Below are 18672 nucleotides of genomic sequence, written 5' to 3'. Positions count from 1 at the left end.
TCCCCTCCGAAATTTCGTCTCCTTGCAGCTGAAGATTGCAGTATGTATTTAATTTATCATCTTTGTTGTACTTTATAAAGAACAAACTATCATTCCCCGCAAAAAGAGAGTACCCATTTATCCCGCCTTACGAAACGAGCTTCGGCCGCCTTCATACATTGGAATGTTAATATATTCGTAACACTAATTAGTACCTGGTACTAATAGTTCATGCTATAATAGCATCGTAATTGCTACTACCTTTCATATATGGGAGATGGATTAGTTGATGAACGAGCAATGGATAGCCCCGGAACGCTACAATATGACGTCGGAGATGGAACGCCATCCATCCGGCAAGCTTGCGCTTAAATGGTTGAGCGATAAAGGGGAATACGAGGAAATAACGTACGGCGAGCTGATCAAGCGGGCCAACCGGCTGGCCGGAGGCCTGGCGGGGCTGGGACTGCGTCAGGGCGACCGGGTTCTCGTTATGGTTCCGCGCCGAATCATCGCCTATGTTATATATCTGGCCTGCTTGAAGCTTGGGCTCGTCATCATTCCTTCTTCGGAAATGCTGCGTGCGAAGGATCTCGACTATCGGCTCCGCCACTCCGAAGCCAGAGCGGTCATATCCTGGTCAGAGGTTACGGGAGAAGTAAATAAAATCGCGGATGACCTGCCCGCGCTCGAGCTCCTCCTCTCGGTTTCCGCCGCAGGCGGGGAAGCCGAATCCGGCTGGCTGGCACTGGAGGGGCTGATGGAAGGGCAGCCGGATACATTGGCCGCGGCTCCCACCACCCGGGACGATATGGCGATTCTCGCTTACACTTCCGGCACCACCGGCAATCCGAAGGCGGTCGTTCACAGCCATGGATGGGGTTATGCGCATCTGCGCATCACTTCGCAGTGGCTCGACATTCATGAATCGGACACGGTATGGGCAACGGCCGCTCCCGGCTGGCAGAAATGGATATGGAGTCCGTTTCTGTCCGTGCTCGGCAACGGCGCCACCGGCTTTGTCTATAACGGCGCTTTTCAGCCCAACCGCTATTTGCAGCTGATCCAGGACCGGGAGATCCAGGTCATGTGCTGTACGCCAACGGAATACCGGCTTATGGCCAAAATTGACGGACTCGGCCGGTATGATCTTTCCCGCCTGCGCTGCGCCGTATCCGCCGGGGAGCCTCTGAACCAGGAGGTCATCAACGAATTCAACCGCCATTTCGATATTACCATCCGTGACGGCTACGGTCAGACGGAAAGCACGCTGCTGATCGGTACGCTCAAGGATACGCCGATCCGGGTCGGCTCCATGGGCCGGGCAACCGCTCAGGGGATGATCGATGTCGTGGACGAGAACGGCATTCCCCTTCCTCCGGGTGAAGTCGGCGATATTGCCGTTCATGTAGGCATGCCGGCCTTGTTCCAGACGTATTACAAAGATCCGGAACGCAAAGCCGGCTGCATTCGTGGCGAATACTTTATTACCGGCGACCGGGCAGCCAAGGATGAGGACGGCTATTTCTGGTTTGAGGGACGCGGCGATGACATCATTATCAGCGCCGGCTATACGATTGGGCCCTTCGAAGTGGAGGAAGCCCTGATGAAGCATCCGCTGGTTAAAGAATGCGCGGTCGTAGCCAGTCCCGATGCAATTCGGGGCCATGTGGTCAAAGCTTTTGTCGTGCTCAAAGACGGAATCACCGGCTCACCGGAACTTGCGAAAGAGCTGCAGGCCCATACCAAGAAAATTACGGCCCCTTATAAATACCCGCGCAAAATCGAGTTCATCTCCGACCTCCCGAAGACAAGCTCGGGCAAGATCCGCCGCGTCGAGCTGCGGGCGAGGGAGTTTGCGGCTAAAGCATAAGGTCCGGTCGATTTCAATTCTTAAACCAACAGCCCCGTCAGGCATCAGGCCTGGCGGGGCTATCCATGTTATTCCCTCGGATTAACGGATTCATAACGATCGCGTATCTCCCGGTTTTTAGCGTATATATACAAATCCAAGGCTTCGATTCCTCTGCGGGCAAGTTTAACGAACAGAACAAACGCATAGATCCCCAATCCAATGGATATAAGCCACCCAACAAAAGTTAAAAGGACAAACCCTCCTCCATAAAATACACCTGGTTGATGCAAGGGATCTTCATCTCCTTTGCGTAAGCAATTTTCATTAAGTGTACCCGTTGTGGTTAATTCTGTAAATGAAAAAGCTGACCGTTCCTCATTTCTCCTGCCACCCCGTAAAATCCGGAGGTATTCTGCGCGCCGAGCCGGTTCGGATCGCCGCCTCGATAACCGCGCCTCGCACGTGCTCTACCACTTTCTCATTGAAAATACTCGGGATAATGTACAGCTCGTTGATTTCATCCGGCTGAACCACCGCCGCGATCGCATGGGCCGCCGCCAGCTTCATCTCCAGATTGACGGTTCTGGCCCTGCAGTCGAGAGCCCCCCGGAACAAGCCGGGAAAGCACAGCACATTATTGATCTGGTTCGGATAATCGCTTCTGCCCGTCGCCAGTACACGCACATGCGGCTCTGCCAGCTCCGGCTGGATTTCCGGAATGGGATTCGCCATCGCGAAGACGATGCTGTCCTGAGCCATACTTTGGACATGCTCGACGTTCAGGATACCGCCTCCGGCAACTCCAATGAACACATCCGCCCCCTTTACCGCTTCTCCCAGCAGCCCCTGAATACCCTCGGGATTGGTAGAGAAGGCAAGCTTCCGCCATTCCTCGTTGGTGTAGGGCACACCCTTGCAAAGAATACCTTCCTTGTCAACCGCGCACACATGCCCGGCGCCTGCAGCCAGCAGCAGATTGCAGATGGAAACTCCCGCCGCGCCGATGCCGGCGACGACGATTTTGGCCGTCTTCAGTGTCTTGCCAACAACTGTAAGCGCATTCAATAATCCTGCCAAAGCAACGACCGCCGTACCGTGCTGATCGTCATGGAATACGGGAATATCAAGCTCCTCCGCAAGCTTCCGTTCGATGTCGAAGCAGCGCGGCGAGGAGATATCCTCCAGATTAATGCCGCCAAAGCCGGGCGAGACCGCCTTGACGATTCTAATGATCTCATCCGGATCTTTCGTATCGAGACACAGCGGGAAAGCGTCGATTCCGGCCAACTGCTTGAACAGCATCGCTTTGCCTTCCATTACCGGCATGGCGGCTTCCGGTCCGATGTCCCCCAGGCCCAGCACAGCTGTCCCATCGGTAACAACCGCAACCGTATTGCGTTTCATCGTTAATGTATACGCTTTCGAATTATCTTCCGCGATAGCCATACTTACACGCGCCACCCCGGGCGTGTAGACCTGGGATAAATCCTCGCGGTTTTTGATCGGCATCTTCGGGATAACCTCGATTTTGCCGCCAAGATGGGCCAGGAACGTCCGGTCGGATACATTGACCACTTTAATTCCCGGCATATCCGACAATACGCGGATAATATCCTCATTGCCGGCGTCCAGCACATTCACCGTAATATCCCGGGTCGTTATCTCCCTGCCCGCGCGGATAACGTCTATGGCGACAATATCCCCGCCCGCTACGGCAATGCCGGAAGCAACATCTCCGAAAGAAGCGACCGATTTCTCGATATCCAGCCGGATAATCATCGTTGTTGCAATAGTCATACTAAGCCCCCTTTGTCCTGTGACTCATGCTTTCACTATACCACAGACATAGGCGATAAGGTGCATTTGAATTTTTCCTCTTGATTTTACTTTTTATGGGAATATAATAGGTGTTGGCATTGCACTTTCTGTATATACATGGAAATAAAGAAAATGAAATGAATTTTCAGAGATTTCAGAGACAAGGAGATGGATAGGATGACTACGGAAACAAATTTTAATATCTCTTCAGCAATCGCCACAACGACAACGGGTGCCAATCTGGTTGTTGACAGTTTGATATCGCAAGGGGTTCCGTACATTTTCGGAATTCCCGGAGCCAAAATCGATTCTGTATTTGATGTTTTGCGGGAACGGGGTCCGGAGCTTATTGTTTGCCGGCATGAGCAGAACGCCGCATTTATGGCGGCAGCTGTGGGCCGCTTAACCGGAAAGCCGGGGGTATGCCTGGTAACTTCCGGTCCTGGCGCCTCCAACCTGGTTACGGGACTCGTGACGGCCAACTCCGAAAGCGACCCGGTCGTGGCGCTCGCAGGGGCCGTCTCTCGGGCAGACCGGTTGAAACATACGCATCAATCCATGGATAATGCCGGTTTATTTAAACCAGTCACGAAATACAGTGTGGAAGTTGAACATCCGAATAATGTCGCCGAAGCGATTACGAATGCGTTCCGTGAGGCTTCCACCGGCCAGCCGGGAGCGGCATTTGTCAGCCTCCCGATGGATGTGCTGCTCGACAAAGCGGTACCCTTCAACTTTGGGCCTCTGACCACTCCTCAGCTTGGCCCGGCCCCCTCTGACCTTGTTGAAGCGGTCGCCGCCAATATACGAAAGGCCAAACTCCCGGTTATTCTGCTCGGCATGAAAGCAAGTTCGCCGGAAGTGACCTCGGCGATCCGGGATCTCATCCGCGGCACCGACATTCCGGTTGTTGAGACTTTTCAGGCTGCCGGCGTAATCTCACGTGATTTGGAAGAACATTTTATGGGCAGAGTCGGTTTGTTCAGCAACCAGCCGGGCGATCTTCTGCTGAAAGAAGCCGATGTCGTCCTGACTATTGGTTATGATCCGATCGAGTACGATGCTCGTCTTTGGAATCGTGAAGGCGTCCGGGAAGTGTATCATCTGGATAACCGGCAGGCGGACTTTGACCAGGATTACCAGCCGCGAATCGAGTTAATCGGCGACATTGTCTTAACCGTCGAAACGTTAGCTTCGCATTTACAAGGCCTTCTATTCCCCCCCGAATCGCTCTCCGTGCTGAAAGAGCTGCACCAGAAGCTGGATCAGGACGGAAATGACGTCTACTCTTCCCACTCCGAACTGGTTCACCCGCTGGATTTTATTTCCACCTTGCGAAGGCTGATTGATGATCAGGTGACGGTCACCTGTGACGTCGGTTCACACTATATCTGGATGGCTCGTTATTTCCGCTGCTATGAACCCCGCCGGTTGCTCTTCAGCAATGGCATGCAAACCCTCGGTGTAGCTATGCCTTGGGCCATTGCCGCCGCGCTGGTGCGTCCAGGCGAGAAAGTCATTTCCATATCCGGGGACGGCGGGTTCCTGTTCTCCTCGATGGAACTGGAAACGGCGGTCCGCCTGAAGCTTCCGCTCGTTCATATTGTGTGGAGCGACGGCACCTATAATATGGTCGCATTTCAGCAAATGGGTAAATACGGAAGAACCTCGGGCGTAGACTTTGGCAGCATTGATATTGTCCAATATGCCGAGAGCTTCGGCGCAGTAGGCTTACGGGTCAATCGGCCGGAGGAACTGGAAGAAGTGCTGCGCTGCGCTCTCGATCAAATAGGTCCCGTGGTCGTCGAGATCCCGATTGACTACAGAGACAGCGGCAAGCTCGGGGAAAAGCTGCTGCCGGATAAGGCAAACTGATATTATTATGTATATCATCCACTAAAAAGGAGATGAGGATAAATGGATAGTCACGTCATCTATCAAGCCTCGACCATGGTTGCGCTGCTCAGCGGTCTGTATGATGGGACAGTCACATTTGGAGAATTGAAAAAGCACGGCGATTTCGGCATCGGAACCTTTCATCAGCTGGATGGCGAGATGATCGCCTTTGACGGGGAATTCTTTCATTTATACCCTGACGGAACCGCCCAAAAAGTCAGTCTCGACGAAAGTACGCCGTTCTCCTCCGTGACCTTTTTTGAACAACAGCAGACCGTCCCGCTGAATAGGGCGGTAACCCGTCAAGAGCTGGAGAAGGTGCTGGACGATCTGGTTCCCAGCCCGAATCTGTTCCATGCGATCCGAATCGACGGTCATTTCCGGGAGGTTCACACCCGCACCGTCCCGCATCAGGATAAGCCGTATCCGCCATTTGTGGAGGTTACAAAGTCCCAGCCGTCATTTGATTTTGCCGATGTGGACGGCGTCATCGCCGGTTTCTGGACTCCCGCTTTCGCACAAGGGATCGCCGTGGCCGGATATCATTTGCATTTTATCAATGAAGCACGCGACGGAGGAGGACATGTGATGGATTTCGTGCTCGAACAGGGTACAATTTCCATTTGCACCTGCACTGATTTTCAACTTGCGCTCCCGCAGGATAACGCTTATCTCAAGCAGGATTTATCCGTAGCCGACCTGGAGCGCGACATTATGATTGCTGAAGGCTCTTACTAAGAGCCGTTGCAATATGTAACTTTCAATACCGACCATGCTAACACTTAAAGCCATAGCCCGCCTGTTCACACCTGAAACAGCGGGGCTATGGCCCTTTTTTAATCCACCTTCTTGCCCTTGCCATGCAAAATCTTCAGATTGCCGTTCTCATACCCTATCGAATAGCTCATCCGGTAAGTCTGGTATACGGTCCCTGTCCCCCCCGCCGATAGGCCGCCGTCACCGGCTGCTGAATCGCCTCGGCCCCCGCAGCCACTTCCAGCAGGACCTGCCGTTCTTCCGCCGTCAGCAATCTTGCCCCGCACTTGGCGCATACTTTGTGTTTCGGAGCGTTCTTGGCCCCGCATTGATGACAATACACCCTTCTCCCCCCAAAATCCCCCAGTTCTTAAGATCCATAATCGTTAATTATTACTATACCATATGCTGGATAGGGCGATATTCACTTTGTCTAAAAAGAGCAGCAAAAAAAGCAGCATACCTGTTCAGGTTTTGCTGCCGTAACCCGGGCCAATGGCGGATAGAAAGCATCACTTGTTTCCAAACCTGTTCTCCGCATCAGGGTATTGGTTAAGGAACTCTTTATCTGCCTGCCTCAGCTGCTCTTGATATTTTCGATAGGAACTGCTTAAAATTTGTAAATTATGAATAAAAACATCGTAATATCCGCTGCTTTGTTGGAATTCAATTAACAGTTGCTCCATTTTATAGACAGAGCTTGATTTGTACTCTTCAGAATTCCGGTAGGCTAAATATTCTTCAATGCTCTTCCTATTTTCAGCAATAAAATTACTATAATCTTTGACAGCCCTATTCATCGAGTCATCAATCTGCTGTAAATCCGTTTCACTCATTGATACAAAGGCTTCTGTTAGAAATTGCTCTAACCCACTCGGAAATTCCATTTCATTGACATGGTCAAGAAATTCAACCATCTTGTAGTATGCTAATTTCTGTTCATCACTGTTAAGCTTCTCATTCAGGAATCTGCCAAAATGCACATACAGGTACATTCCATAGGTTCCAGGGAAAGCTTGAAGCAGTCTGTCTTTGATCAACATATTACTATCTAATCTACGACTAACTGTATCTATTGCCTGGTCAAGGTTATAGCCATTCTCCAAAAAATCAATCAAACAGTCATATTGCGCTCTCATTTGCTGCATCTGGAGTTCTTTCTTCATTTTATAGTTGGATAAGGCTTCGTGCCTGTCATCACTTGCAATAATGATTTTAATATCGGCAATGCTGATGTTCAGCTTTCGTAACATGGCAATTTCTTTTATCAGGATCACGTCGTCATGATTAAAGGATCTATAGTTGCTGCTGTCATACCGGGGTTTAATCAGGCCTTGCTTTTCATAGTATTCTACTGCCTTTTTAGTCACGTTACATTCTTTGCAAATTTCATGAATTCGCATGCGATCACCTCAGGCACAATTCTAAACCTACCCCCAGGGTGACAGTCAATATAATTCATTTACAGCCGCACAAATGACAAAAGCAGACTCTCCAAGCTGAGACATCTGCTTTTTGTCACTGTTGCTTTATTTCATGTTTACTCGCCGAGGAGGTTACGGAGCGTTTATACCCACATCCTCCGAAACCAGCGGCGCGTTTAAAATAGAAGCGGTCGAGTATTCGTCTGCGCCGACATCATTCACATCGCTTCTTGGCAGCCTGTCCATGTCATCCGTTACATAAGTATAGCTGCCGGACGACGCGTTAATGGCAGGGCTGGACGCTGAAAGCTTCTGTAATCCGTTCACCGTGGTGAAGAGCGGGTCCGCAACTGCCGCCTGCGAAGCGGAAGCGGTGATGCCTACGGCCCCGCTGCCGGTAGGATAAACGATATTGCCTTCATATGTCATATTATCCGGCATCTTGTACTCGTTGATCAGCTTTTTGCTGGAGCCTGTGATAACATTGTTGGCGATCTTGCTGTCTTTCGGGGCAAGCGAGTAGTTCTTACCAATCTCAATTCCTGTCACGTTATTCACAAGCGTGTTATTGACAATCTCTGCCCGATACACGCGAAAATGCGAGTTGAGCGCCCCGCTTGTGTCAACATCCCCGCCATCGACGGCAATGGTTGCATCATATCCGGAGCCTGTTAAACCTTCGAAGTAGTTGTTGTAGACCTTATGATCCTGACCATAGATACGGATGCCGCCAAGGTCCGGTTTTGAACCGTCGCCAAGAAAGAAGTTGCCATAGAAGCTGTTCCCATTGCCATGGCGCGAAGAAACGACGCCTTGCGAATTGCGAATCGTATTGTAACGGAAGATGTTCTTTCCACTCTTAAACGATACGATCTCCGGATCTCCGTCGCAGTCTTCGAACAGGTTGTACTGCAGGGTAATGTAGCCGTCCGACATTGATATATTGCTCCATCCGACGCGAATCGCTTCCATCTCATTTGTCGCACGCGGGCCGATATTGCGGAAGTGGTTATACTCGACGATATCATACTGCGACACCTGTGTATCAGAACCGTCGAACGTAATGAAGTTGCCAAGGTCATGCTTATCCTCGAACAGATTGTGATCAATCCGATTGTGATGGCTGTTCGCGCCGCCGATATAGAGCCATCTCAAGGAGTTGCCGTCCTCTGTCAAACGGAAATGGTTGCGCGTGATTCGAATATTGTTGGAGCTCGTGAGCTTGATTGCCGAGTTTCCGGTATTGGTAAATTTCAGACCTTCGATGACAATATAGGAAGATTTGGTCGCCGTTATATTGGCGCCGCCGCTGATCACTGCTTGATCACGATTGGCCGCTTTAATTGTGATCGGATTGGCAGCCGTGCCATTCTTGCCGCTAATGGCGAATGACCCGCTCTTCTTGTATGTACCGTCCGTAAGGATGATTGTCGTGCCGGGGGCTGCGCTGGAGAGGGCACTGTCCAGATCCTCGGACGTAGAAACATTCACCACGCTGCCGCCGCTGCCCGATGTAGTCGCCGCACTTGCCACGTTCGAGATGGCAGATGCGTTGTTGGCTTCGTCCGTCATTCTCATTGCGAAATAGTATGTTGTGGAAGGCTTCAATCCTCCTACCACCATGGATTGGCTTGTTCCGGCTGCTGCGGGAACAGGTTCGCCTGCCGCCTGGGAAGCGCTGCTGAAGTTCGAAGGGGTAATTACAGCCGTGCTGTAACGAATGTCATTGGACGCTGCCGTACCGGATGTGCCGTCATCGCCAGGAGCCGTCCATGTCAGCGTTACGGACGAGGAAGCAGGTGAGCTTGCCGCCAGATTGGACACCGCAGACGGAGCGGTCGTATCGCCGCTGACCGGGGCGCTGCCTGTCACCAGCACGTCGTCAAAGGAAGCGGCTCCGTTGGCGTAAAGTCCTACTTTACCGGCTGTCAGACCGCTGTCCGTCGCCTGCACCTTCAGAACGCCGTCAACATAGCCTTTCACCGATGTGCCGCTGATTTCCAGCTTTAGCTCATAGAAGGTCGAAGTATCCGCGGTAAAAGCGGCCTGCTGGAGTGTGCTTGTCGAGCCGGATTGCTTCTTGTTCAACAGCACATTCCCGTTGTAGAGAAGCAAGAAATAGTAGTTGTTGCTATCTACATAACGACCGACGATTCCGTTGCGCACATTCGTCGCCCCGACCTTGACCTTAGCCGAGTATGTATAATCCGTCCAGGAAGATTGACCGGCTGTTGCGATAAACGTGTTGCCCGTTGATGATTGCTTGGCTACCTTGGTTCCGTCTGTGACGATGCTCCAGCTTCCGTTGCCGCTTAACCATGAACCGGAAGGAAATCCGGAGTACGATTCGAAGTCGTCACTCAAGAGATTGGCAGCCAATACAGGTGGTGCAACGGGTAGCAGGGTGAGTAGAAGCATGAAGCAAAGGGTTAGACTTAACCTCCTTTTTTTTCTCAAAAACGATTGCAGCATTCTTGTCATCTCCTCTTCTTAAATCGTAAATCAAATGGATATGGGTCTCTTGGTTATTTATCGGTGTTACAGATCCCCTAAAAGACCTTGCACCTCAATTATTTATGACAATTGCAGGAACAATAACAAAAAAGAGGGGTTCGCCGCCCCCCTTTACTAATTTCGGCAATACCTCTAAGCGCTCACACACACGGTTTGAATCCTCCACAGCGGCAAAATAATAACAGCGCTGTCAAGCTTCTCATTCCGTCACTTGTATAATAATTTTCCCACGCGCCCTGCGGCTCTCACTGATTTCATGCGCCTTAGCCGTCTCCTCCAGCGGGAACACCGAATCGATCGCTATGCGCAAAACACCGTTATCGGCCAGACGAGCAAGCTCATCCAAATAGGCGCTTTCAATCTGCAGCAGCTTTACGTCTTGTACCGTTACTGACATATTGGCAGCCTTCTCGGACGAATATTGTCCCCAAGTAATCGGAACCAGCGTACCGCCCGGCTTGATAACGTCCAGAAGCTGATCCCCCTCCATGCCGCCTACCGTATCCAAGACAAGATCAACGTTCCGCACCGCCTGCCCGGGGGGAGCAACAGAATAATCTACGAATTGATCAACGCCCAGTCCCTGCAAAAATGTTTCATTTCTCCCGGATGCGACGCCGATCACTTTCGCTCCCTTCCATTTGGCCAACTGTACCGCAAAATGGCCGACGCCGCCGGAGGCGCCATTGATTAATACCGTCTGACCGGCTTTTAGCCCTCCTTGCTCGAACAAAGCATGCCAAGCGGTAAACGCGGACATCGGCATCCCTGCCGCCTCGACATAGCTGACGGACTTGGGCTTGTTCGCAAGCTGCCTGGCAGGTATAGCGACATATTCCGCACATCCCGAACTGTCGCGGGTCATCCCGTAAACGGCATCCCCTTGCCGAAATCCATCAACTCCCGCTCCGACAGACTGAACAATCCCTGAAATATCCCAGCCTGGAATATAGGGGAGCGGAAACCGGTCGCCGGCGAGTCCCGAACGGATTTGCCAATCACCCGGGTTTACGCCTGCGGCATGGATACGAACCAGCACTTCACCTTCGCCTTCCTTCGGAACAGGCACATCCTCATAGCGCAGTACCTCAGGCCCTCCGTGGACATGATACCGGATAGCTTTCATCTTCCCGGCAGATTCAACTTGCATAGAGCCTTCCCCCTCCTGTATACCATTGATTGAGTTTTGTTCACTTATTACAATAGTAGAGCAGCCGGAAGAAAAGGAACAATGCACAGTCCGCTTCTTTCGTTGGATACCCGACAATAACCGAATAATGTTGAAGATCACATAGCCCTGCTTGGGAGGAGAGTAAAGCGGATGGAATCGCAAAGAAAAAAGATCGACCGGCGCAGCAAGCGATCACAGCAATTATTGAAGCAATCCTTTATGGAGCTGATGAGAGAAAAGGGCTTTACCGCGATAACGATTCAGGACATTACCGACCGGGCGGATGTTAACAGAGGCACGTTCTATGCACATTTTCCCGACAAATACGCCCTTTTGGAACTATCCATTCGCCAGAAATTCCGAAGCCTCTTGAACGACAAGCTGCCGTCAGCCTCCGGCTGGGATAACAACAATTTACGTATTCTCATTCATACCGTGTTGGAGCACTTCAGATCGTTATACGGCCGCTGCAGTCCCGTTGATACGGTAAATCAGTTGTTCGAACGAACGGTGCAGGAAGAGCTTGCGGCGCTGTTATCACGGTGGCTTGAACAGCTTCAAGCCTCTCAAGCGGAGTGGAAGGTTCCCATCGAAACGATGGCCCTCATGATCAGTTGGTCGATCTTTGGAGCCGCAGCCCAGTGGAGCAGGGGAAAAAGTGATTTTACCGTGGAAGAAATGACCGCTCATGTGCTTGTTATGATTACGGAAGGTACAGCAAGAGTAGCTCCCATTGATCTGCCGGATTAATCTCTGGAAGATGGTTATACCAGATTATTCATAACGGACAAATTAGAGGTTTACTCAAATAATCGGCTTGTTCGCAAGCGCAAACTCCAAAACCATATATTCCACCAGCCCATTATAACAGCGCTCCAAGCTCGCCTGTTCACATCTAAACTCGCCGTAATGGAAAAGCCTGCAGCGCTGCATCTTTTTCCTCGTAAAAGCTTGGCCTCTCCCTAATTCGTGCAAAAAGTGCAGGCTCTCCGGCACCAATCATCCGTCTTGGCGGTTCAGGCTTTAAATTCCCGCACTTTCGCAGGAATTTCATCATTTCTTGCCGCTATTCGCCGAAAGAACCTGCGTTTTCGCAGGAAAATCCAGACTGCGCTGCGTCGAGCGGCATCGTATAGATTCCGCCGCACATATCTTTGACCTGCGTTTTCGCAGGAAAATCCAGACTGCGCTGCGTGGAGCGGCATCGTATAGACTCCGCCGCACATATCTTTGACCTGCGTTTTCGCAGGAAAATCCAGACTGCGCTGCGTGGAGCGGCATCGTATAGATTCCCCCTCCCCCACATTGCGTTGTCTGACGCCTACCTGAATGTTCCCGCTGTCCAAGAGGCTCAGGTGCTTCATTCCTGCCTCCTCCATCACAGTTAGTGATTAATCAATTACTCCAAACCCTTAAAAGGGTCATTTTTTCTTTGCAGCGCGCGAACCGTAACTGTAATTCCCTCTTCAAAGGCTGTCGCCCGTACCGGTCCGATCAACCGCTCGTATTTATCCCCGCTCAAGACTAGCGGCTCTTCGGTTAGATAGAGCATCTCCACTACCTCCTTCATTACCGGCACGGCCATACCGAGCAAAGATAGCCCAACTCTTCCAAGCGGAATAACCGGCTTGGTGCCTCCGCTTGCCTTCCGGGCGATTCGTACAATCTCCCTTCCCGAGATCAAGCCTGCGCCCGGAATATGCCAGTTCTCGCCATAAGCATCATTCCTGGCAGCGAGCTCCGCAATCATAAACGCCGCGTCCGGCAAGTAGACGAACTCTCTAGGGATACGCATATTGCCAATGAAAAAAGCCATCTTACCGGCTGCGATTGCTTCGAGAGTAGAGCCTAGATAAGAAGCTTCGTTCGCTGTAGGGCCGAAATAATCCGGCAAGCGGACGATCATAACCTTGGCCCGGCTCCATCGGTCGCCAAACAGCATCTTCTCGTAGGCCAGCCTAATCTTGCCCTTCCTGGTATGCGGCTGCTTCGGATGTTCCTCTGTTGCCCGGGCCATCTGTCTTCTTCCATAGGGATAGATGCCGTCGATCACGACCACCTTCAAACTCAGCCGCTCGGCGGCCTCCATCACGGATTCGCCTAAAGGAATCAGCTTGCTTACCATCTCGTGATACGGAACGTTCGCGCAGTGGAACAGGACGTTCGCACCTTCTGAGGCGGTCACGATGTCATTTGGACGAAAAGCGTCACCTACTGCAATTGATAAATTCTGCGGATTACCCAGCCTATCCCTAAGCTGCTCCAGCTTCTCGCGAGATCTCCCGAAGGCCACTGTCCGTATGCCTCGCTTAACCAGTTCCTCCGTAACCGAAGCGCCAGTACCTCCAGTTGCTCCTACGACAATCGCTTTTTCCAATTGAATCACCTCTCCCTAATATGGTGATTGATCAATCACTAACTTAATGACAATGTATCATGTGGTGATTGATTAGTCGATCACCACTTTTAAAAAGCTCTTGCACTCCTCATATTTCCATCAACTCGGGCATAGCCAGCGCTGCCGAAATGTTGCATAGCATGCCCCGGGCCAGGAATAGCATCGTCCGTTCCTCGGCATCCGGAATACCGGCTGAGCGGAAGGCATCCAGAACCATTCGGCGGACTTCCCCGAATCCATCCCGCATCGCTTCCCGGATCGAGTCTTCCTGGATCGTCTGAGCCTGCATTTGAAGCAGCACTTCATTCCGATAGGATTCCAAAATAACCACGTAGGCCTGGATTAGCTCGGTCTCCAGCTGTTCCGGCGACGCGGACTCCACGACCTTGCGGAAGGAATCGATCACTCGCGTCCAGGATACTTCCAGCGCCGTCAGCAGCAAAGCTTCTTTGGTCGAGAAAAAACGAAAAATATATGGCTGCGATATTTTGGCTCGTTCCGCGACTTGTGCCGTCGTTGCCCGAAAGTACCCTGTCTCCGCGAATACTTCGATCGCCGCCGAAATGATGTCCGATTTGCGATTAACCGATCTCGTCTCGGATTTTGTCATCGAATTGCCGCCCCCTCAATTAGGTTAGTGATTCATCAATTATTCAACCCATTATATACGAATATCAACGTTCAAGCAATTCGGCAGCATTTTCTATTAAACGTGATGTCCTCTTTACTATACCCGTCTATCAAATCGAGTTAGTGAACTAATCATCATATATGATGATTCACGCACAAACCCCAGTTTACATAACGAATAATATATAGAGAAGTAAAAGATTATTAATAGGTTCCTGCATAAATAAACTTATGAGGATGAGAAAGATGCAGACAAAAAAATCTATAGACCGGGCGGCTCTCGTACCAGATCCGAATACTGGATATTTGATTCCGGACTATTTCGGTACAGCTAACTGGGCCTACAGCCCGCCGCTGAGAAAATTCGTTGATGCAATGCCAGGGCTTGGACCTAGCAGCACAAACGCTTTAGGCCAGTATATCCCGATTGCCGCCCCTGATACGACGACTTATCCGGGTTCTGACTACTATGAAATCGCCGTAGTAGAGTTTACAGAACAGATGCACTCGGATCTGCCGCCCACCACGCTCCGAGGCTATGTGCAATTGTCTACAACAGCCGTTCCCGGTGCGCAAATTACTTTGACCCATAATGGGGCGCCGATTGTAAAAGGTGATGGTACTCCGGCTTATGGAGTGGATGCCCCACATTATATGGGGCCTGCTATTATCGCCACTCGTGACGTACCGGTGCGCATCAAATTCTATAATCTGCTTCCTACCGGCGCTGGCGGCGGTCTCTTCATTCCGGTAGATACAACCGTTATGGGGGCAGGGATGGGACCTCTAGGAATGGATGCCGTGCCGATGGATTATACACAAAATCGCGCCAACATCCATCTCCATGGCAATAATACGATCTGGATTAGCGATGGAACGCCTCATCAGTGGATTACCCCGGCGGGAGAAGACACTCCCTATCCCCAGGGCGTCAGTGTAGTAAATGTCCCTGATATGGAGAATGTAGACGACCCCCGCGATGTATACAGACCCTGTACTACACCAATGCACAAAGTGCAAGGCTGATGTTCTATCATGATCACTCCTATGGCATCACTCGGCTTAATGTCTACGCCGGAGAAGCCGCAGCGTATCTATTGACAGACCAGGTCGAACAGGATCTTATCAACGGCACCAACACAACCGGGGTAAATCCGGGCTTGCAAAAGATTCTTCCCGACCTTGGAATTCCCCTCGTTATCCAAGACAAAACCTTCGTTGATACCAACACTATCCTTAACACGGATCCCACTTGGGCATGGGGCACAACGCCAGGTACACCCAATACCGGCGACCTTTGGTATCCTCATGTCTACAGCCCGGCCCAGAATCCTTGGGACCCCAGCGGGGCAAACGCATTTGGCCGATGGATGTATGGTCCGTGGTTCTGGCCGCCCACAACGAATATAGAACATGGGCCGGTTCCGAACCCCTACTACGATCCCGTAAATGCGCCCGAGCTTCCGCCAATGATGCCTGCGACGCCGAACCCTTCCATGCCGGGTGAAGCGTTTATGGACACTCCACTTGTCAATGGTACCGCCTACCCCTACCTGGAAGTGGAGCCCCAGGCTTATCGTTTCCGCATCCTGAATGCCGCCGATGACCGTTTCTTTAATTTGCAATTGTATGTAGCTGATCCCGCCGGCTATATCTCGCCTGACACGGGATATGCTACAGAAGTCAAGATGGTACCCGCTAGTGGAACTCCGGGCATTCCTGCAGACTGGCCAAGCGGCGTGCCCGATCCTGTCTTAAAAGGACCGGATTGGATTCAGATCGGCACCGAGAGCGGTTTCCTGCCGGCACCTGTGGTGATTCCCAGCCAGCCGATCACATGGAATCTGAATGCGACAAACTTCAACTTCGGAAATGTCGATCAGCACTCGCTCCTGCTGGGAACCGCCGAACGGGCAGATGTCATCGTTGACTTTTCCCAATATGCCGGAAAGACACTCATTCTTTACAACGATGCTCCTGCAGCTTTCCCCGCTGCCGACACACGCTATGACTATTACACCGGCAACCCGGACCTAACTGCCGAGGGCGGCGCGCCTTCCACGCAGCCTGGCTACGGCCCCAATATCCGCACGATCATGCAGATCAGAGTGGCGGCTTCCGCTCCCGCACCTGCGTATGACGTTACTGCGCTGGAAACAGCTTTTTCTAAAACAGATACAAAAAGAGGCGTCTTAGAAGCGGCCCAAGATCCGATCATTATCCCGCAGGCTGCCTACAACTCCGCCTATAACGTTAATAATTTACCTGCAAACGCTTCAAGCGCCTACGTGCGACTTTTTGAGTTTTCCAAAACCTTTAGTCCGATAGACGCGAGCGGAGTTCTTCTGCCGCCTGTTACCCTGCAGATCGAACCGAAGGCTTTACAAGATGAAATGGGTGAAGTCTACGACACGAGGTATGGACGGATGAGCGGCATGCTTGGATTAGAATTCCCTGTCACGAGCTCTAACTTCAATCAATTTGTAGTCTACAGCTATACCAGTCCCCCCGTTGAAATTATTAAAGGCACAGCAAATCTTAATGCGACTCCGATTGGCTCACTGGATGATGGAACCCAGATCTGGAAGATCACTCACAACGGCGTGGATACCCATACCATTCATACTCACCTGTTCTCTGCGCAGCTCATTAACCGTGTCGCCTGGGACGGAGCCATGTTACCACCTGATCCTAATGAACTGGGCTGGAAGGAAACCTTTAGAGTAAACCCGCTCGAGCACACAATTATTGCTCTCCGACCTAGAATTCCTTCCCATGCGCAGGTGCCATTCGAGGTGCCAAACAGTGTTCGTCTGATCGACCCGACAATGCCCGAGGGCGCTGTACTGACACCGCCGCCACCTGCAGGATGGACCGATCCGTTAGGAAATCCAATTAACCAAGTTACTAACCATTATGTAAACTTTGGGTGGGAATACGTGTATCACTGCCATATTTTGGCTCATGAAGAGATGGATATGATGCATGCTGTGGCGTTTGCCGTTCCGCCGAAAGCGCCTTCCAGTCTCGCTGCTAATCTTACCGGTTCCTTCGTCAACAAGCGTGTAGTATTAACCTGGACGGACAATTCCGCGAACGATACTGGCTTCACTGTCCAGCGGGCAGCCAGCAGTTCTGGTCCATGGACTACCATAGCAACGCTGCCCGCTAATTCAACTTCATACACCGATCCAATCGGCATCACTATCAACATTTACTACTACCGGGTATTTGCCTCCAACACTGTCGGCGATACCGCGACTCCCGGCTTCCCAACCATGACCGTCGACTCTGACTTTTCCAATGTCGTGATGGTTGATCCCAATCAGGTCCAGCCGCCGGCGGCTCCAACTAATTTGACTGCAAGACGGCTAACCGGACCACGGGTTCGTCTGACCTGGAGAGACAATTCCAGTAATGAAACTGGTTTTGTGATCGAGCGCTCTGATAATGGCGGAGCCTTCTTCCCAGTTGGACTGAGATTTTCGGGCAACGTCAACTTCACGGATAGAACAGTCATGCGCGGCAATCGTTACACCTACCGGGTAGCGGCCGTAAATGAGGCAGGACTGTCAGCTTATTCGAACACGGTTACCTTGAATTTGTAAACAAAACTGGAGGGGGCTTATGCTCCCTCTTTCTCTTGGCGGTTAATTGGTTTCCATCAACATTCTTAAGTACTATGCTACATCAAATCTCCCCAATTAGTGGGTCATTTTGTAAACTGAATCCCTGTTTTAGCCGATATATGCATATACACGTATACAGGGGGTTTAGTCTTATTTGCCACAATGCGAGTTGGCCACGGCAGTGTGGTATTGATTGCTTTTTATCTATTGCGATAACTCTCTACTAGGTACCACACCTCATAATTACAATAATCTGTAGAAAAAAATATGCTTTACGGAGGATACTCATTCTATGAAAATGCCATTATCTATCAAAATAATCCAAGGTTTAATGATCTTGCAAATATTTCCGCTAGGGATTTCTTATTTTGTGGTTTCGCAGGTGGATCCGATGCGTTTCTCAGGTTATTGGGCGAACAAAATCGTTTACAGTATGATCGATAATATGCCTCAAGATATGTCAATACAAAGCTATATATTAGGAGTCATTCAGGTAGAGCTGATGATTCCATTGATCTTAACTTCATTAATCTTTATCTTCATAAAAATGAAGAGATATAAGTCCTCTATTGTCTGTATCATCTTAATGATTTTAATCTATT

The 18672-nt window shown here is 50.9% G+C and carries 14 protein-coding genes; 6 read left to right on the top strand and 8 right to left on the bottom strand.

Annotated elements, in window-relative coordinates; translation table 11 throughout:
• Positions 1-268 precede the first annotated feature (268 nt).
• Positions 269-1852, top strand: a complete 1584-nt coding sequence (locus tag PDUR_RS05010) for an acetate--CoA ligase (protein ID WP_042205347.1) — start codon at positions 269-271, stop codon at positions 1850-1852.
• Positions 1853-2209: 357 nt separating this feature from the next.
• Here PDUR_RS05010 and PDUR_RS05000 read toward each other — a convergent pair whose 3' ends face one another.
• Positions 2210-3631, bottom strand: coding sequence for an NAD-dependent malic enzyme (locus PDUR_RS05000; protein WP_042205344.1), 1422 nt, complete (start codon positions 3629-3631; stop codon positions 2210-2212).
• 198 nt (positions 3632-3829) lie between these two features.
• On the opposite strand from PDUR_RS05000, the gene alsS reads away from it, so the two are divergent.
• Positions 3830-5527: an acetolactate synthase AlsS gene (gene alsS, locus PDUR_RS04995; RefSeq protein ID WP_042205342.1), complete on the top strand. Its 1698-nt coding sequence runs from the start codon at positions 3830-3832 to the stop codon at positions 5525-5527.
• A 42-nt stretch (positions 5528-5569) separates the two neighbouring features.
• On the top strand, positions 5570-6286 hold the full coding sequence (gene budA / locus PDUR_RS04990) for an acetolactate decarboxylase (protein WP_042205341.1): 717 nt from the start codon (positions 5570-5572) through the stop codon (positions 6284-6286).
• Between the two features lie 166 nt (positions 6287-6452).
• Here budA and PDUR_RS04985 read toward each other — a convergent pair whose 3' ends face one another.
• The 4 genes from PDUR_RS04985 to PDUR_RS04970 all read right to left on the bottom strand — a co-directional run bounded on the left by PDUR_RS04985 (position 6453) and on the right by PDUR_RS04970 (position 11392).
• The gene (locus tag PDUR_RS04985) at positions 6453-6647 is read right to left on the bottom strand and encodes a zinc-ribbon domain-containing protein (RefSeq protein ID WP_407944279.1); all 195 of its coding nucleotides are present in this window, start codon (positions 6645-6647) and stop codon (positions 6453-6455) included.
• 169 nt (positions 6648-6816) lie between these two features.
• Positions 6817-7707, bottom strand: coding sequence for a MerR family transcriptional regulator (locus PDUR_RS04980; RefSeq protein WP_042205339.1), 891 nt, complete (start codon positions 7705-7707; stop codon positions 6817-6819).
• 153 nt (positions 7708-7860) lie between these two features.
• Positions 7861-10200, bottom strand: coding sequence for a polysaccharide lyase 6 family protein (locus tag PDUR_RS27770; RefSeq protein ID WP_218918440.1), 2340 nt, complete (start codon positions 10198-10200; stop codon positions 7861-7863).
• Positions 10201-10441: 241 nt separating this feature from the next.
• The gene (locus PDUR_RS04970) at positions 10442-11392 is read right to left on the bottom strand and encodes an NADP-dependent oxidoreductase (RefSeq protein ID WP_052410063.1); all 951 of its coding nucleotides are present in this window, start codon (positions 11390-11392) and stop codon (positions 10442-10444) included.
• Between the two features lie 171 nt (positions 11393-11563).
• On the opposite strand from PDUR_RS04970, the gene PDUR_RS04965 reads away from it, so the two are divergent.
• Entirely contained in the window at positions 11564-12163 is a 600-nt protein-coding gene (locus PDUR_RS04965; protein WP_042205338.1) for a TetR/AcrR family transcriptional regulator, read from the top strand.
• Positions 12164-12429: 266 nt separating this feature from the next.
• On the opposite strand, the gene PDUR_RS04960 is transcribed toward PDUR_RS04965, so the two are convergent.
• The 3 genes from PDUR_RS04960 to PDUR_RS04950 all read right to left on the bottom strand — a co-directional run bounded on the left by PDUR_RS04960 (position 12430) and on the right by PDUR_RS04950 (position 14421).
• On the bottom strand, positions 12430-12777 hold the full coding sequence (locus tag PDUR_RS04960) for a hypothetical protein (protein ID WP_042205337.1): 348 nt from the start codon (positions 12775-12777) through the stop codon (positions 12430-12432).
• Between the two features lie 35 nt (positions 12778-12812).
• Complete coding sequence (locus PDUR_RS04955) at positions 12813-13790, bottom strand: NAD(P)H-binding protein (RefSeq protein WP_179945180.1); 978 nt, start codon at positions 13788-13790, stop codon at positions 12813-12815.
• Between the two features lie 109 nt (positions 13791-13899).
• Positions 13900-14421 (bottom strand): TetR/AcrR family transcriptional regulator, encoded by a 522-nt coding sequence (locus PDUR_RS04950; RefSeq protein WP_042205336.1) that lies wholly within the window; start codon positions 14419-14421, stop codon positions 13900-13902.
• A gap of 266 nt (positions 14422-14687) precedes the next feature.
• On the opposite strand from PDUR_RS04950, the gene PDUR_RS27105 reads away from it, so the two are divergent.
• Positions 14688-15467, top strand: coding sequence for a cupredoxin domain-containing protein (locus PDUR_RS27105; protein ID WP_052410062.1), 780 nt, complete (start codon positions 14688-14690; stop codon positions 15465-15467).
• Positions 15467-18049 (top strand): fibronectin type III domain-containing protein, encoded by a 2583-nt coding sequence (locus PDUR_RS04945; protein WP_052410061.1) that lies wholly within the window; start codon positions 15467-15469, stop codon positions 18047-18049. The genes PDUR_RS27105 and PDUR_RS04945 overlap by 1 nt, the downstream gene beginning before the upstream one ends.
• Positions 18050-18672: the final 623 nt, after the last annotated feature.

Origin of the sequence: Paenibacillus durus (assembly GCF_000756615.1) — a bacterium.
GTDB lineage: Bacteria > Bacillota > Bacilli > Paenibacillales > Paenibacillaceae > Paenibacillus_AQ > Paenibacillus_AQ durus.
The sequence above is the reverse complement of the archived record's forward strand: the minus strand, read 5'-3'. Positions and strand labels throughout refer to the sequence as shown.

Bases quoted from the DNA above. Each gene is read 5' to 3' on its own strand.
- PDUR_RS05010 (WP_042205347.1), top strand. From the start codon at position 269: ATGAACGAGCAATGGATAGCCCCGGAACGCTACAATATGACGTCGGAG.
- PDUR_RS27105 (WP_052410062.1), top strand. From the start codon at position 14,688: ATGCAGACAAAAAAATCTATAGACCGGGCGGCTCTCGTACCAGATCCG.
- PDUR_RS04970 (WP_052410063.1), bottom strand. From the start codon at position 11,392: ATGCAAGTTGAATCTGCCGGGAAGATGAAAGCTATCCGGTATCATGTC.
- budA (WP_042205341.1), top strand. From the start codon at position 5,570: ATGGATAGTCACGTCATCTATCAAGCCTCGACCATGGTTGCGCTGCTC.
- alsS (WP_042205342.1), top strand. From the start codon at position 3,830: ATGACTACGGAAACAAATTTTAATATCTCTTCAGCAATCGCCACAACG.
- PDUR_RS27770 (WP_218918440.1), bottom strand. From the start codon at position 10,200: ATGCTGCAATCGTTTTTGAGAAAAAAAAGGAGGTTAAGTCTAACCCTT.
- PDUR_RS04965 (WP_042205338.1), top strand. From the start codon at position 11,564: ATGGAATCGCAAAGAAAAAAGATCGACCGGCGCAGCAAGCGATCACAG.
- PDUR_RS05000 (WP_042205344.1), bottom strand. From the start codon at position 3,631: ATGACTATTGCAACAACGATGATTATCCGGCTGGATATCGAGAAATCG.
- PDUR_RS04945 (WP_052410061.1), top strand. From the start codon at position 15,467: ATGTTCTATCATGATCACTCCTATGGCATCACTCGGCTTAATGTCTAC.
- PDUR_RS04960 (WP_042205337.1), bottom strand. From the start codon at position 12,777: ATGAAGCACCTGAGCCTCTTGGACAGCGGGAACATTCAGGTAGGCGTC.
- PDUR_RS04980 (WP_042205339.1), bottom strand. From the start codon at position 7,707: ATGCGAATTCATGAAATTTGCAAAGAATGTAACGTGACTAAAAAGGCA.
- PDUR_RS04950 (WP_042205336.1), bottom strand. From the start codon at position 14,421: ATGACAAAATCCGAGACGAGATCGGTTAATCGCAAATCGGACATCATT.